This window comes from Arthrobacter sp. PTI12 (genome assembly GCF_056679915.1).
Window position 1 is genome coordinate 69,496 of record NZ_CM155256.1, and the last position, 13,815, is coordinate 83,310.

At 64.1% G+C, this 13,815-nt stretch carries 12 protein-coding genes; 5 read left to right on the forward strand and 7 right to left on the reverse strand.

From position 1 onward, the window contains the following. Positions 1-92 precede the first annotated feature (92 nt). The gene (locus AC1MBU_RS00350; protein ID WP_479788056.1) at positions 93-2,222 is read right to left on the reverse strand and encodes an FG-GAP-like repeat-containing protein; all 2,130 of its coding nucleotides are present in this window, start codon (positions 2,220-2,222) and stop codon (positions 93-95) included. A gap of 212 nt (positions 2,223-2,434) precedes the next feature. Between AC1MBU_RS00350 and AC1MBU_RS00355 the strand changes: the two genes are divergently transcribed. Together AC1MBU_RS00355 and AC1MBU_RS00360 are read left to right on the forward strand one after the other, a co-directional pair. Then, positions 2,435-4,366, forward strand: coding sequence for an acyl-CoA dehydrogenase family protein (locus tag AC1MBU_RS00355; protein ID WP_479788058.1), 1,932 nt, complete (start codon positions 2,435-2,437; stop codon positions 4,364-4,366). Between the two features lie 78 nt (positions 4,367-4,444). Then, on the forward strand, positions 4,445-4,600 hold the full coding sequence (locus AC1MBU_RS00360; protein ID WP_479788060.1) for a hypothetical protein: 156 nt from the start codon (positions 4,445-4,447) through the stop codon (positions 4,598-4,600). 27 nt (positions 4,601-4,627) lie between these two features. Here the strand turns inward: AC1MBU_RS00360 and AC1MBU_RS00365 are convergent, their stop codons facing one another. Further along, positions 4,628-5,176, reverse strand: coding sequence for an acyl-CoA thioesterase (locus AC1MBU_RS00365; RefSeq protein ID WP_277358684.1), 549 nt, complete (start codon positions 5,174-5,176; stop codon positions 4,628-4,630). A gap of 144 nt (positions 5,177-5,320) precedes the next feature. Between AC1MBU_RS00365 and putP the strand changes: the two genes are divergently transcribed. Then, positions 5,321-6,820: a sodium/proline symporter PutP gene (putP, locus tag AC1MBU_RS00370; RefSeq protein WP_471672323.1), complete on the forward strand. Its 1,500-nt coding sequence runs from the start codon at positions 5,321-5,323 to the stop codon at positions 6,818-6,820. A 109-nt stretch (positions 6,821-6,929) separates the two neighbouring features. Here putP and AC1MBU_RS00375 read toward each other — a convergent pair whose 3' ends face one another. Further along, positions 6,930-8,009 carry a DNA polymerase IV gene (locus tag AC1MBU_RS00375; RefSeq protein ID WP_479788063.1) on the reverse strand — a complete coding sequence of 360 codons (1,080 nt, stop codon included), beginning with the start codon at positions 8,007-8,009 and terminating at the stop codon, positions 6,930-6,932. Between the two features lie 133 nt (positions 8,010-8,142). Between AC1MBU_RS00375 and AC1MBU_RS00380 the strand changes: the two genes are divergently transcribed. Then, a complete protein-coding gene (locus AC1MBU_RS00380) occupies positions 8,143-8,976 on the forward strand; it encodes an aldo/keto reductase (protein ID WP_346027534.1) in 834 nt (277 codons plus the stop codon). 71 nt (positions 8,977-9,047) lie between these two features. Here AC1MBU_RS00380 and AC1MBU_RS00385 read toward each other — a convergent pair whose 3' ends face one another. Further along, complete coding sequence (locus AC1MBU_RS00385; protein WP_346027535.1) at positions 9,048-9,695, reverse strand: pyridoxine/pyridoxamine 5'-phosphate oxidase; 648 nt, start codon at positions 9,693-9,695, stop codon at positions 9,048-9,050. 68 nt (positions 9,696-9,763) lie between these two features. On the opposite strand from AC1MBU_RS00385, the gene AC1MBU_RS00390 reads away from it, so the two are divergent. Beyond that, positions 9,764-10,561, forward strand: coding sequence for a phosphatase PAP2 family protein (locus tag AC1MBU_RS00390; protein WP_277358688.1), 798 nt, complete (start codon positions 9,764-9,766; stop codon positions 10,559-10,561). A 1-nt stretch (position 10,562) separates the two neighbouring features. Here the strand turns inward: AC1MBU_RS00390 and AC1MBU_RS00395 are convergent, their stop codons facing one another. Genes AC1MBU_RS00395 through AC1MBU_RS00405 form a run of 3 tightly spaced genes read right to left on the reverse strand, consistent with a single transcriptional unit; the run spans position 10,563 to position 13,692 of the window. Beyond that, on the reverse strand, positions 10,563-12,344 hold the full coding sequence (locus tag AC1MBU_RS00395; RefSeq protein ID WP_479788066.1) for a thiamine pyrophosphate-requiring protein: 1,782 nt from the start codon (positions 12,342-12,344) through the stop codon (positions 10,563-10,565). Beyond that, a complete protein-coding gene (locus AC1MBU_RS00400; protein ID WP_346027537.1) occupies positions 12,344-13,483 on the reverse strand; it encodes a baeRF2 domain-containing protein in 1,140 nt (379 codons plus the stop codon). Before AC1MBU_RS00400 ends, AC1MBU_RS00395 begins: the two co-directional genes overlap by 1 nt. Then, positions 13,480-13,692: a hypothetical protein gene (locus tag AC1MBU_RS00405; RefSeq protein WP_277359882.1), complete on the reverse strand. Its 213-nt coding sequence runs from the start codon at positions 13,690-13,692 to the stop codon at positions 13,480-13,482. Before AC1MBU_RS00405 ends, AC1MBU_RS00400 begins: the two co-directional genes overlap by 4 nt. Positions 13,693-13,815: the final 123 nt, after the last annotated feature.

Here is a 13,815-nt window from a genome sequence, read left to right on the forward strand (position 1 = left end):
TCTATTGGCTCGCGGGACTTGGTGCTTGCACGCGAAGATCCCCTCCCGCCGGCACGGGAGGGGATCTCGATTATTCGGTTGTACTCGTTCAGCTACTGCACGATGGTGTAGCCGTTCCAGCCGTTGCCGATCTGAGTACGTGATCCGGAGAAGCCGCCGGCACCGGCACCGCGGTACAGCCACAACCGACCGCTGGAATCCCGAGCCAGGAGGTCCGCGGTGGTACCCGCATCCCACTGGCCGGCGCCCGTGATCGAGTTCATGATGTTCCAGCCGGCGCCGGGCTGCGACCGTGGAGCGAAGCTGCCGCGGCCGTTACCCGGGTAGAGGAACAACCGCCCGTCACCATCGCGGGCCATCAGGTCAGCTCGTCCGTCACCGTTCCAGTCGCCCGGGCCGAAGATCGACGTCATGATGTTCCAACCGGACCCGGGCTGGGTGCGGGCACCGAAGCCGAGTGCGCCGTTTCCGGGGTAGAAGAACAGCCGTCCACTGCTATCCCGAGCGATGAGGTCAACCCGGTTGTCACCATTGAAATCCCCCGGCGTGGCAATAGCCGTCATGACGTTCCAGCCTGCGCCGATCTGGACCCGGGGGGCGACTCCCCCGGTGCCGTCGCCGCGGTAAAGCCACAGCGTTCCGGCGGTATCCTTAGCAATCAGGTCAGCCCGGCCGTCGCTGTTCCAGTCACCGGGCTGCAAGATTACGCTCATGATGTTCCAGCCCGTACCCATAAGGGTGCGTGCCCGGAATCCGCCGGTCCCGTTGCCGGGGTAGAGCCACAGTCGTCCGCTGGAGTCGCGTGCCACGAGGTCGGGATTGCCGTCCCCGTTCATGTCCTTCTGCTCTGCCGTGCCGGCAGGAGGCGGTGGCGTTGCTGTGGTGCCGATCTGAATGGTGCGTGTTGCGGCCGCCCCAAGATTACCGGCGCGGTCTGTTGCCCGCACGTCGAACCGATGGGATCCGCTGAGCTGCTGGTCCCAGGTCTTGGGGCTGGTGCACGCCGTGAAGATGGCGTTCGACGGTGTCAGCGCACATTCGAACGTAGCCGTTGGCTCGTTGCTCGAGAAATTGAAGGTCGGCGTAGTGTCCGCACCCGGGCTCGAGGGGAACGGGGAAACAATCGTGGTGGTCGGCGCCGCGGTGTCCACTGTGACCCTCATAGTTCCCGACGTGGCCAATCCGTCCGGATCTGTTGTGGTGGCTACCTGCGCCTGCACCGTGTGCTGGCCATCGGCAAGCATTGCGGTTGTGAACGAGTAGGCACCGGCGGCTACGGTGGCGGTGCCTACTGACGCACCGTCAATCAGGACTTCAACTGTTGTTGCACCAGCCGGAGCCGTGCCGTTCAACGTTGGTGTGGTGTCGCTGGTGATGCCGTCCGTGTTTGATGATCCGCTATCGCTGGCGTCGGCCAGGTTCGGCGTGGATGGAGCACCGGTATCAACGTTGGCAATCAGGCCCTGCACTGTGAACAGCTCAGTCCTGCCTACTTCGCCTTCCGGACCCACCACCGAGACAAAGTTGGTGTTGAGAACGGAACCCGTGACGCGCCGGGCCGTTTCGATGCTTCCGAGGGTGCCTGCCGGCGCTCCGACCTGTGTCAGGAACTTCGCTGATTGCCCTGCCGCATCACCAAGGAATGCGTTGCCCACGCCCGCCCAGTTACAGGCGTCTCCCGGCTGGCACTCGCCAGCATCTTCGGTGACATTGATCCCGCCCAGGGCGTCGGTGGTCAAGACATCCACACCGTAGGGGTGGGTGATGGTGTAGGCCGTGTTGGGTTGAAGACCGTTGAACCGGAACCGGAGCCGGGCAAACCCGATCTGGTCGCCGTCGATGGCTTCCTCATTGGCATGCGCTGCTTCCAGCGCCGCTTCGTATGAGCCGATATCTCCGACCGTTGCACCGGCAGCGAACCAGAACGCCTCGCCGGGGAAGTTCGGTTGGACAGGTGCTGCGGTGGGGTCAGGAAGGGTTTCGAGGCAGCCGTCGACGTAGCAGAGTGCGAGTTTCACGTCGCCGTCGTCGTACCACTCCGGAAAACCGTGTTCAGTGCTGACCGGCCCTACGCCGGACAGGGCGGCATTCGCCGGTGCGGCTGCCAGCGGTGCAAGCGCAACGACCAGCATCGCGCCTGCCAACACCGAGGCAGTGACATTCTTGGGATGATGCGTGCGGCGCCCCGTGGCGGGACCAGCCGCCGGTTGATGGATTGACATTGTGGGCTCCCTCGTGTGAGACCGAAACCATGCTTACTACCGGCTCGGTTCAGAAAGGTTGCGTCGTGCACCTTGGACATTCCTTGGGAAATGATAAGGACCGTTCTTTTTAACTCGGATTGTGACGGTAGGATTCCGTTTTCCTACTGGGGAGTAGCATTTACCCATGGCCGGGTTCCGGCTGGCGGAGCCTGCCGTTGAAGGGGGCTGCCATGAGCGCCGAAGCACTTCAGGACAACGTCAACGAGCGCACGTCCCGGGAGGTGGCAGAATCCGCCCGGGAAACGGAATGGAACCGGCCCAGCTTTGCAAAAGGCCTTTATCTGGGCCGCTGCGACATCTCCCTCATACACCCGCACCCCTCTTCTTCACATGCTTCTTCACATGCCGACGACGACGGCGGGGACTTCCTCGCGCAGCTCACCTCGCTGCTGTCCACGATGGACGGTCAGCGAATCGAGGGGGACTCGCGAATCCCGGACGAGTACCTTCGGGACCTCGCCGGACTCGGCGTTTTCGGCATCAAAATTCCCAAGGAATACGGTGGTCTGGGCCTGTCACTGGCCTACTACGGGCGCGCACTGATGCTGCTCACCTCCGTTCACCCCAGCCTCGGTGCGCTGGTCTCAGCACACCAGTCCATCGGAGTGCCTGAACCCGTGCGTATGTTCGGCACCGACGAGCAAAAGCAGGAGTACCTCCCCCGCTGCGCATCCGGCGCAATTTCGGCCTTCCTGCTCACGGAGCCGGACGTCGGATCCGACCCCGCCCGCATGAACGCAACAGCAACCCGTAACGACGACGACGGCACCTACGTTCTCAACGGCAGCAAACTCTGGACCACCAACGGAGTGATTGCCGAGCTGATCGTGGTGATGGCGAAAGTGCCTCCGCACAGCGGCGGTCGGGGAGGCATCTCCGCTTTCGTCGTGGAGGCGGATGCTCCGGGGATCACGGTGACGCATCGGAATGCCTTCATGGGCCTGCGCGGCATAGAGAACGGTGTTACCCGGTTCGAGAACGTCAAAATTCCAATCCGGAACCGGCTGGGCAGGGAAGGCCAGGGACTCAAGATTGCGCTCACCACCCTGAACACCGGGCGGCTCTCCATCCCCGCTAATTGCGCGGCCGCAGGCAAGTGGTCGCTGAAGATTGCGCGTGAATGGTCAAGCGAACGCGTCCAGTGGGGCCGGCCCATCGGCAGGCACGAGGCAGTCGCACAGAAGATTTCCTTCATCGCGGCAACCGCTTTCGCCCTCGAGTCCGTCTTCGAACTCTCCGCGGCACTTGCTGATTCCGGGCAGAAAGATGTTCGTATTGAAGCTGCCTTGGCGAAACTGTGGTCCAGCGAAATGGCCTACCGGATCGCTGATGAACTGATGCAGATCCGCGGCGGTCGAGGTTATGAGAGCGCAGCTTCCCTCAAGGCGCGCGGGGAACGGGCCGTCCCGGTGGAACAGCAGCTGCGGGACTTGCGCATCAACCGGATCTTCGAAGGTTCCTCGGAGATCATGCACTTGCTCATCGCCCGTGAGGCAGTCGACGCGCACCTTGCGGCGGCAGGTGACCTGGCGTCGCCGGACGCTGACCTCAAAGCGAAGGCGAAGGCGGCGGCGGGCGCCAGCAGTTTCTACGCGGGGTGGCTCCCGCGCCTTCTTGCCGGGCCCGGCTTGTCGCCGCGCTCCTACTCCGATTTCGGACGGCTCGCCGGGCATGTGCGTTACGTTGAGCGGTCATCCCGGCGCCTTGCCCGCCACACCTTCCTCGGCATGGCGCGGTGGCAGGCGAAGCTTGAGCACCGGCAGGTGTTCCTCGGAAGGATTGTGGACATTGGAGCGGAACTGTTTGCGATGGCGGCTACGTGCTCCCATGCCAAGCACCTTGAGGGGGAGGGCCGGCGGGAGGCAGGCGAGCTTGCCGAGGTGTTCTGTCGGCAAGCTCGGATGCGGATCGAGCAGCTTTTCACCGACCTGTGGAGGAACACTGACAACGCGGACACGCGCCTCGCGGGGAAGGTGCTCGATGGCCGCCATACGTGGCTTGAAGAGGGCGTCCTTGACCAGTCCGAAGGAACCGGCCCCTGGATTGCCGATCACCCGGTGGGCACAGCCGGCGGAGAAAATCTGCACCGGAACTACCGCTGAAAATTAGTAAGCATCCTTCCCATTACGGCCGGCGGTTCCTAGGATGGAGGGGACACCGCACCGCGAGTAGGGAGAGCCATGAGCCAGACACCGGGCAAGAAGGATAACGACGACGCCAAACTCTCACCGAAGCGTCAGAAGAAAATCAGCACAGTCATGCTCGCCGGCATCATTGTGGTGATTGCCGCGGTGCTGATTTTCGTAGTGGCAAGCGCCATCCTCAACGGAACCTAAGCAGCGTCAGTTTCACCGACCCAGCACTCAGCGAACCCAGTCGTGGAGGGCAGGACGCCGGGTGCTGGGGAGCGCGGTATTGATGCGCCACTCATGAATCCACTCCGGAAGCGCCATGTCCGCCGGCGGATTGCCCATCGCTTCGAAGATTTCGGCATTCGACACCGGTCCTTTTGAGCTGAGCAGGCGGGTGGCAATGTACGCGCGGGCGTAGATCTCGCCGCCATGCACCATGCGCTGCTCAAAGTAGATGGCGCGCTCATCGAAGCCCATGATCCGCGTCTCGATGGTGTAGCGCTGACCGAGCTGGAGTGACTTCCGAAAAGTGATTGTCTCGGCGTTGACCACGGGCGTCCAGCCCTTACGGCGCATGAGCTTCCAGATGCCACTTCTGATCATGAGGTCGAACCTGCCCAGGTCCATCAGGGAGAGGTACATGCCGTTGTTCACGTGCATCGCAATGTCGATGTCCGTCAATTGAACGCGTTGCGGGAGGGAGGTTGAATCCCAGATGCTCACCTTCGCCCGGCGGCGTGAGGCAAACAGAAGCCAGAGGGTCCGAAATAACAGGTGCATTGTCCTATATTACCCGCGGGTAACTTCTCTTTTTTGTGCAGAAATAACGGTGAACCAGGTCACTTTATTAGCCAAACTGGGTGCTGGCTTGGAATAGTGGACGGCTGCACTCAGCCAGTTCCAAGAATTCTGTGAAAGGAACCCATGACTGACCAGACCTTCCAATACCTTGCCATGGCGCTCTACATGGCCGCCATGCTGGGAATCGGCTGGTACGCGTACCGGAAAACGTCCGATCTCGATGATTACATGCTCGCCGGCCGCGGCCTCAAGCCCGGGGTAGCTGCGCTCAGCGCCGGCGCCTCCGATATGTCGGGGTGGCTGCTGCTCGGACTGCCGGGCGCTATCTATCTGTCAGGCCTGATTGAGGTCTGGATTGCCATTGGCCTGACCATCGGAGCCTGGCTGAACTGGAAGTTCGTGGCTCCGCGGCTGCGCAGCTATACCGAGGTGTCCAACAACTCGATCACCGTGCCGAGCTTCCTGGAAAACCGGCTTAAGGACCGCTCACGCGTTCTCCGCGTTGTCTCCGGCGTCATCATTCTGGTGTTCTTCACGTTCTACGTCTCCTCGGGCATGGTTGCAGGCGGTGTCTTCTTCGAGTCCTCCTTCAACTCCAGTTACACCCTCGGCATGATCCTGGTTGCAGCGGTCACCATCTCCTACACGCTGTTCGGCGGATTCATGGGAGCCACCTTCACTGACGTGGCGCAGGGAATCCTCATGCTCATTGCGCTGATCGTCGTTCCGATTATCGGGTTCGTTCAGGTTGGCGGATTCACCGGCATGACCGACTCCATCCGCGCCATCGATCCGTCGATGCTCGAGTTCGTAGCCGGCGGGTCCATCCTCGCCATCATCTCCGCCGCAGCGTGGGGCCTTGGCTACTTCGGCCAGCCGCACATCATCGTCCGCTTCATGGCGCTGCGTTCCCCGCAGGATGCCACGGCCGGCCGCCGGATCGGCATCAGCTGGATGATCCTCACCGTTCTCGGCGCCGTTGCCACCGCCCTTGTGGGCATCGCGTACTTCGAGCAGAACCCGCAGCTGACGCTCGAGGACCCCGAGGCCGTGTTCCTGGCGCTGTCGCAGGCGTTCTTCCACCCCTTCGTGGCAGGCATTGTCCTCGCGGCCGTCCTCGCAGCGATCATGAGCACCATCTCCTCGCAGCTCGTCGTGTGCTCTTCCGCGCTCGTTGAGGACCTCTACAACATGGTCTCGAAGCGGAACCTGACCGCCAAGCAGGGGGTCATCCTCGGCCGTCTCGGCGTGCTGGTGGTCGCGATCGTCGCGATCGTCCTCGCCTCGGGCCGCAACGAATCGATCCTCGCGCTCGTCGCCTTCGCCTGGGCAGGCTTCGGTGCGTCCTTCGGCCCCACCGTGCTGCTCTCGCTCTTCTGGCGGAAGCTAACCATGCCGGGCGCGCTGTCCGGGATGATCGTCGGCGCCGTCGTCGTCTTCGCCTGGGGCAATTCCCCGCTGGCGGCCACGATGTATGAGATCGTGCCGGCGTTCTTCGCCAACCTGATTGTCGCCGTCGTAATCAGCCGCCTGACCTGGAAGCCGAACGCGGAGATCGAAGCCGAGTTCGACGCAGCGGTACGCGGCGTCTCCGAGCGCAAGGAACCGGTCACGGTTTCCTAGTTACCTTCGCTCGATCGCATGACCAGCGGCTCCCCGGTTGCTTCCGCTTCCGGGGAGCCGCTGCTGTTGAAGGAGCAGGCTCCAGGTCAAGCGCACGACGGCGGCGCACTCACCAACCGCTGCGCGTTGGCGTATGTCCCTTTCGTGCTTCCTCCGGCATGGACATTTCGGCCCGGAAACCAAGGAGCCGGATCGGCCGAGCGGGCTCGATCTTCGCAACGAGGTCGAACGCGCCGGCGAGCACCAGATCGCGATCGAACGTCTCGTGGATCCGCTTGGAGTACGTCTTGGTGAAAAAGGGCGCGTACCGCACCTTGAGGGTCAGCCCGATCACCGGCCGGCCCTCGGCGATGACATCCTCAAGCACATGGGCCACGAGCTCCCGTACGGCGTCATCGACCTGTGCAGGCTCGGTCAGATCCTGTTGGTAGGTCGTTTCCCTGCTGTGCCCCCGGGCAACCCACGGGGTGTCATCAACCACCCGCTCGCCGTCCCCGCGTCCCAGCTGCGCGTACCAGGGACCCATCTTCGGGCCGAACTCAGGAACGAGGTCACCCGGATTGGAGGCGGCGAGCTCAGCAACCGTTGTGATGTTGAGCGTCGCGAGGCGGCGGGATACTTTCGGTCCCACGCCCCACAGGTCAATGGTTGGCCGGCTACCCATCACCTCCAGCCAGTTCTCCTTCGTGAGACGGAAGACGCCGGCGGGTTTGGCGAAACCGGTAGCAACCTTAGCCCGCACCAGAGTGTCTCCGACCCCCACGCTGCAGTGCAGCTGCGAAGCGTCCAGCACCGCCTGCTGCACCCGCCGCGCGTAGGTTTCGGGTTCATCGGTTGTCACACCGACGAAGGCTTCGTCCCACCCCAACACCTGAACGGTGGCCTCCGGTTGGGCCCGCAGCGCCGCCATAACGGTGTCGGAAGCGGCCAGATACGCCTCGGAGTCCACTGGCAGAATCACGGCGTCGGGCACTTTCCGGGCTGCGATGCGCAGGGGCATGCCGGACCCCACTCCGAACGCACGGGCCTCGTAGGACGCGGTGGAGACCACGGCCCGCTCGGTCGGATCTCCGCGGCCGCCCACGATCACCGGTTTGCCCGCCAGCTCGGGCCGCCGCAACACTTCGACGGCGGCAATGAACTGGTCCAGATCGACGTGCAGCACCCAGGGGCTGTGGCCTTGACTCACGGTCCCAGTCTGCCCTCAGGTTCCTTCCGGCACCACCGTTTCTTCCGGCCATAATCGGTCGCCGGATTGACGCATCATGGTCCCAGCTAGAAAGCTGGGAAGAAGTTGCACACCCGAACGATACGAGGAGAACATGACTGACGCAGCGGCACCAACCATAGAGCTCCTCAGCGGTGCATCCATTCCGGTGCTCGGTCTCGGCACCTGGCCGCTTGATGATGAGGAGGCGGCCACCGCCGTCGAGCATGCAGTGTCCGTCGGGTATCGCCTCTTCGACACCGCGGAGAACTACGGCAACGAGGCCGGGGTCGGGGAAGGAATCCGGCGGTCCGGGATTGAGCGGGACCAGGTCTTCATCACTACCAAATTCAACAAGCAGTGGCACGGCGTGGACGGCGTCCGGAAAGCCTTCGAGCAGAGTGCGGCCCGGCTGGGCGTCGATTACATCGACCTGCTGCTGGTGCACTGGCCCAACCCGGAGCAGGACCGCTACGTGGACGCGGTCAAAGGACTCGCCGGGTTGCGGGAGGAAGGCCTGATCCGGGCCTTCGGCGTCTCCAACTTCAAGCCCGCCCATCTCGAGCGGGTCCTCGACGCGGGTCTCGTTCCGGAGGTCAACCAGATCCAGCTCGACCCGCGCCACACGCGGCCGGACTCACGGCACTTCCACTCCAAGCACGGGATCGTGACCGAGTCATGGAGCCCATTGGGCAAGGGCAGTGACCTGCTGCAGAGTACCGCCGTGGATCAGCTTGCGGACAAGTACGGCATGACTCCGGCGCAGATTGTGCTGCGCTGGCACATTCAGCTGGGACTGGTGGCCATCCCGAAGTCCGCCAATCCACTGCGCATCAAGCAGAACATCAACCTGTTCGGGTTCGAACTCACCCAGGACGAAGTCGAGTTCCTCTCGGCTCTGGACACCGGCGAGGGCGACATCACGGACTCCGACTCCTTCGGCCACTAGCGTTCAACCGGAAGTTTTGTGCACCTCCGGTGACTTCCGTCGAAGTGGAGTCACCGGAGGTGCACAAAACTTCAGGGCCAGAGGAGCTCGCGCCGCCAGCCCTCGCCGCTGCGCACGTAGAGCAGGCGGGTATGGCGTCGCTCCGGGTCCGCCTGCCAAAACTCCACCCGCTCAGGTGCCACCGTGTAGACAGTCCACGTCGCAGAGCCTTTGTCCTCGATCCCTTCCAGTTCGCGTTCGACGGCGGCGCTCACGGACTCTGAGGGCCGGATAGTTGCGCTTTGCTCGCCGGCGAGCACCAGGGCACGTGCGCTGGGATGACGACGGCGGAAGTCGGCGTCGTTCTCTGCCGCCGTTCCTGGCGTCACGGTGCCACTGACGCGGACCTGCCTGCCGACTGACTGCCAGAAGAAAGTCAGGGCGGCATGCGGTGTATTCCGCAGCTGTCGGCCTTTCGGGCTTTCGCTGCTGGTCGCGAAGGAAAAGCCGCGCTGGTCGAGGTCCTTGAGGATGACAACGCGGGCGGCGGGATGGCCGTCGTCGTCGGTCGTTGAAACGGTGACTGTGTGCGGAGCGGGGACTCCGCCGTCGATCGCGGCGCTGAGCCAGTCGGTGAACAGGTCCAGCGGAGAATTCGGGGCGGCAGCAGTGTTGAATGAGGCCATGTCTGTGGGGAAGACGGGCAGTCCGCGCAGCAGGTTCTGGACCGGTGTGTACATGGTGGCCAGCCTACGCCCGGCGCGTTCGCAGCCCTGCAGGGTTCGGGCCGCGTTGCTAACCTCGAAGGATGTCATTCCAGGACCCGGAGAACGAAGACCATCACGTCGGCACGCGAGACCTTACCCGGTGGACTACCCCGCTCGGCCGGTTCCTCGTCACGTGCGTCCGGAGTGTGGCGCAGTGGATCGGGCCGCGCTGGGCGCTGTTGCTGCTGCTCGTGGTGGGCATCGGCGCTGCTGTGTCCCTCACGGTTGCGTCCGCGGAGGTTTACGAGGCGGTGGTGGAGGAGGACGGGATCGCTGCCCTGGACCGGCCTGCACTCAACGCCGCGCTTGAGCTGCGCGAGCCCTGGCTCAATGGTGCGGCCACAGCGTTCACCCATCTGGGCGGACCGATCGGCATGCCCATCCTTGCTACCTGTGCAGTACTCGCGCTGACCCTGGTCCGCCGGTCCGTCACGCCGCTGATTCTCATGGTTGTCGCCGCGGGAGGTTCCCTGCTGATGACGGTCCTCGGCAAGGATGCCATCGGGCGGCTGCGGCCCGACCTCCAATACGCGGTGCCGCCGTTCGAGATGTCACCGTCATTCCCCAGCGGTCACACCCTGAACGCAGTCGTCATTTCGGGGATCACCGCGTACCTGCTGGTGCTGCGCCAGCATTCAAAGCGGGCGCGGGCGCTGACCATTACTGCCGCCGTCCTCTTTGCCTTCATCATGGGACTCACGCGTGTCTACCTGGGGCACCACTGGGTCACCGATGTCGCCGTGGCGTGGACGCTGGGACTGGCGTGGCTCGCGCTCGTCATCACGGCGCACCGCCTGTTGCTGACGTTCCGCAACTACCGGCGGGAGCGACGGGCGTAGCTCAGTCCCGCGGCTGCGACTCCGCCTCCAGCCTGACGTACTCGCGGAGCAACTCCAGGGCGTGGGAGTTTCCCTCCGTTTCCAGCGCCTCTTCCATTGATTTGGCCAGTTCCTGGCCGGCGGGGAAAGGCGGAAGCAGCGGCACATCGGCGTCCGTGCGGATATCCAGCACATAGGGACGGTCAGCGGCAAGCGCGCGGTCCCAGGCCGGCCCGACGCCATCAGCAGACTCAACCCGCTCCCCGTCCAGGCCGAGCAACTTTGCGTACCCCGAGTAGTCCACGTCAGGCAGTTCCTGGCTGTCCCCGAAGCGCGGTTCAGATTCGGTTTCCCGCTGTTCCCAGCTGACTTCGGCCAGGTCACGGTTGTTGAGGATGCAGATGGCAAAGACCGGGTTTGTCCAGGACTTCCAAAGCCGGCTGACGGTGATGAGTTCGGCCATCCCGGTCATCTGGAAGCCGCCGTCGCCGGTGAGTACCACCAGCGGCCGGTCCGGCGCAGAGAGCTTTGCCGCCAGGCCGTATGGAAGACCGCAACCCATGCTCGCGAGCGTGCTGGAAAGATGTGCCGGCACTCCCGGCGGCAGGTGCAGCTGCCGCGCGTACCAATAGACGCAACTGCCGACGTCGACCGCCACCTGTGCGTTCCCGGGGAGCCGCCCGTTCAGCTCACGGATGGCCCGCTCAGGGTTCACGGGGCTGGCAGCGGTGAAGGCCCTCGCTTCGGAAAGAGTCCGCCACGCGTCGACGTGGCGTTCGACCTCGCCCCGCCACCCGAGACGCTCGTGGACAAGCGGCAGCAGCGCCCGGAGTGACTCGGCGGCGTCCCCCGTCACCGCCACCTCCACGGGGTAGCGGTTTCCGATGGCCTTGGCGTCACTGTCGATCTGCACCGCGCGGGCGGCTCCCGGCGGCGGATAGAACTCCGTCCATGGGTCGTTGGATCCGATGATCAGCAGGGAGTCGCAGTTGGCCATGGCCCATCCGCTGGCGCTTGTCCCCAGATGGCCCATGGTGCCCGCCGCCCACGGCATGGTCTCGTCGACGTACAGTTTGCCGAGCAGGCTGGTTACGACGGCGGCGCCCAGCTTCTCAGCGAGTGCCGCCACCTCCGCCTGCGCACCCCGCGCGCCCTGCCCAACAAGCAGCGCAAGTTTTGATCCCGCGTTGAGGAGGGCGGCGGCGTCGTGCACGTCCTGCTCCTGCGGGATCACGGTCCCACGGCTCCACAGCGGAGCGGACGGGATCACTCCGTGCTCGTGTTCCAGTTCGGGTGCAGGCTCCTGCTGCACGTCGTGGGGCAGGATGACGACGGCGGGAGACCGGGTTGCGAGCGCTGCCTTGAAGGCGCGGTCGATCACCATGGGCGCCTGGTCCGGGCTGTTGACCTGCTGACGGAAACCGGAGGCAACATCCTTGAACAGGCTCTGCAGGTCGATTTCCTGCTGGTACGCAGAACCCAGTACGGTCTGGCTCTGCTGCCCCACCAATGCAACCACGGGCACGCTGTCCATCCGGGCGTCATACAGGCCGTTGAGCAGGTGCACGGCTCCCGGGCCCTGCGTGGAGAGCACCACGCCAACGCGGCCGGTGTACTTGGCATGGCCAACCGCCATGAAGGCGGCGTTCTCCTCGTGGCGGGCCTGGATGAACTCCGGTGACCCGGCGCGCCGAAGCGCGCCGAGCACCGGGTTGATCCCGTCACCGCTGTAACCGAACACGCGATCGACGCCCCACGCCGCCAACCGCTCAACAACGCCGTCAGCTACCAGCCGGTCCGCCATCAGCCGGCTGTCGGTACCGTTGGCCCGACTGGCCAGCGCAGCAACGCCGCCACCGGTCCGCCGTCGAGCGCGCCGGAGGGGAACAGCGCCACTTCGGCGTCGGTCAGTACCGCAGCACGCAACAACGACGACGGCGCCGGCACCTCACCCAGCACGGGGGCGCCAGCGGTTTCGCCGTCGATCTCGGCGGTCCACGGCTCCGAGCCCAAGGCCAGCAGCCGGTGACCGTTGAGGCCCTGGCTTTCCAGGAGGAGAGTGTCGACCTGCGCCTGCTGCAGCGCATGCACCACCGAGCCGATGCCTTCGGTTGACTCCGGGTTTGCGCGTCCCTTCTGGTTGTTCAGCCGTTCCAGCAGCTGCGCCTGCCGGCGCGCAATGCATTCCGCTACCCGTTTGTTGATCTCCTGTGCATACGCTTCCTTGTCCGCTCCCTCCGTACGGCTATGGCTTTCGACGACGGTGAGGATGTCCTTGGACTGCTCGCTGAGCTGTTCGGCCACGAGGTTGCGGGCACGGATGTCCCCTGCGACAACCAGAAGCCTGGCGCGGCAGCTGCGGACAACCTTGTCGATTTCCCCGGAGATGTCAGCAGCATTCGCCTTCCAGATGTTCTCGGTGCGGTGCTGGTAGCGGCCCTGCGACCAACCGCCGCTCGGAACCTTTTTGAGGTTCTCCGTGTCTCCCTCGATGTGGGTCATGCTGTCATCCTGCAGTCCGTTTGCGCGGCGCAGGTGGATCTCACCGCCGTCGCGCCCCACTTCAGCCACAACGTAAGCGAAGTCGTCCGGACGGTGCCACAGCAGCGGGCACAGGTTCGGCACCTCGTTGACCGAAGTAAACTCCGGTAGGGCGAGAGGCCCGGGCAGGAACTCATCCAGTTCCACCGAACCATTCGCCACCACGATCAGCCGCGCCACGGGATCCGGCAGGCCCTTCGCGGACCGGCGGAGCGCCTCCGCGACGGCCTTGCGGTCGTCCTTGGTGGCCCCTGCCTCCTCAAGTGCCGAGGCGATGTTTTCGGGCCGGACGTCGTCGGCGTGAAGCGAATCGACATTCCCGGTGCTCGCATCCGTGTAGATGGTTACCCAGGGCCCGGGCTTCCGATAGACATCTGCAAGCGTGTGCAGGGTATTGGTCACTGCGCCTCCTCATCAGCGTTGCGGTCATCATCCTGCGAAACATAGACGGGCTGATCGTCCGCCTCGGTGCTGTCGCTGTCATCCACGGTTTCGGTTTCCCGCCAGTCCTCTGCCCTGGTTGGGTGGTTGCCCTGCACCAAACCCTGGGTTTCGTGCTTCATCTGGTCGTCCACCTGCGGACCGTGGGTTGTGTTTCCCCGCTCTGCCATGACGTACCTCTCTCCTGTTATTTCTCCTGCTATTCCTGCTCTTCGGTTTCGTCTGACTTGGATTGCTAAGGCTACTGCCGGTTTATCATCCTCTAAGCTCGAATGAAAGACCCCCTCACGACC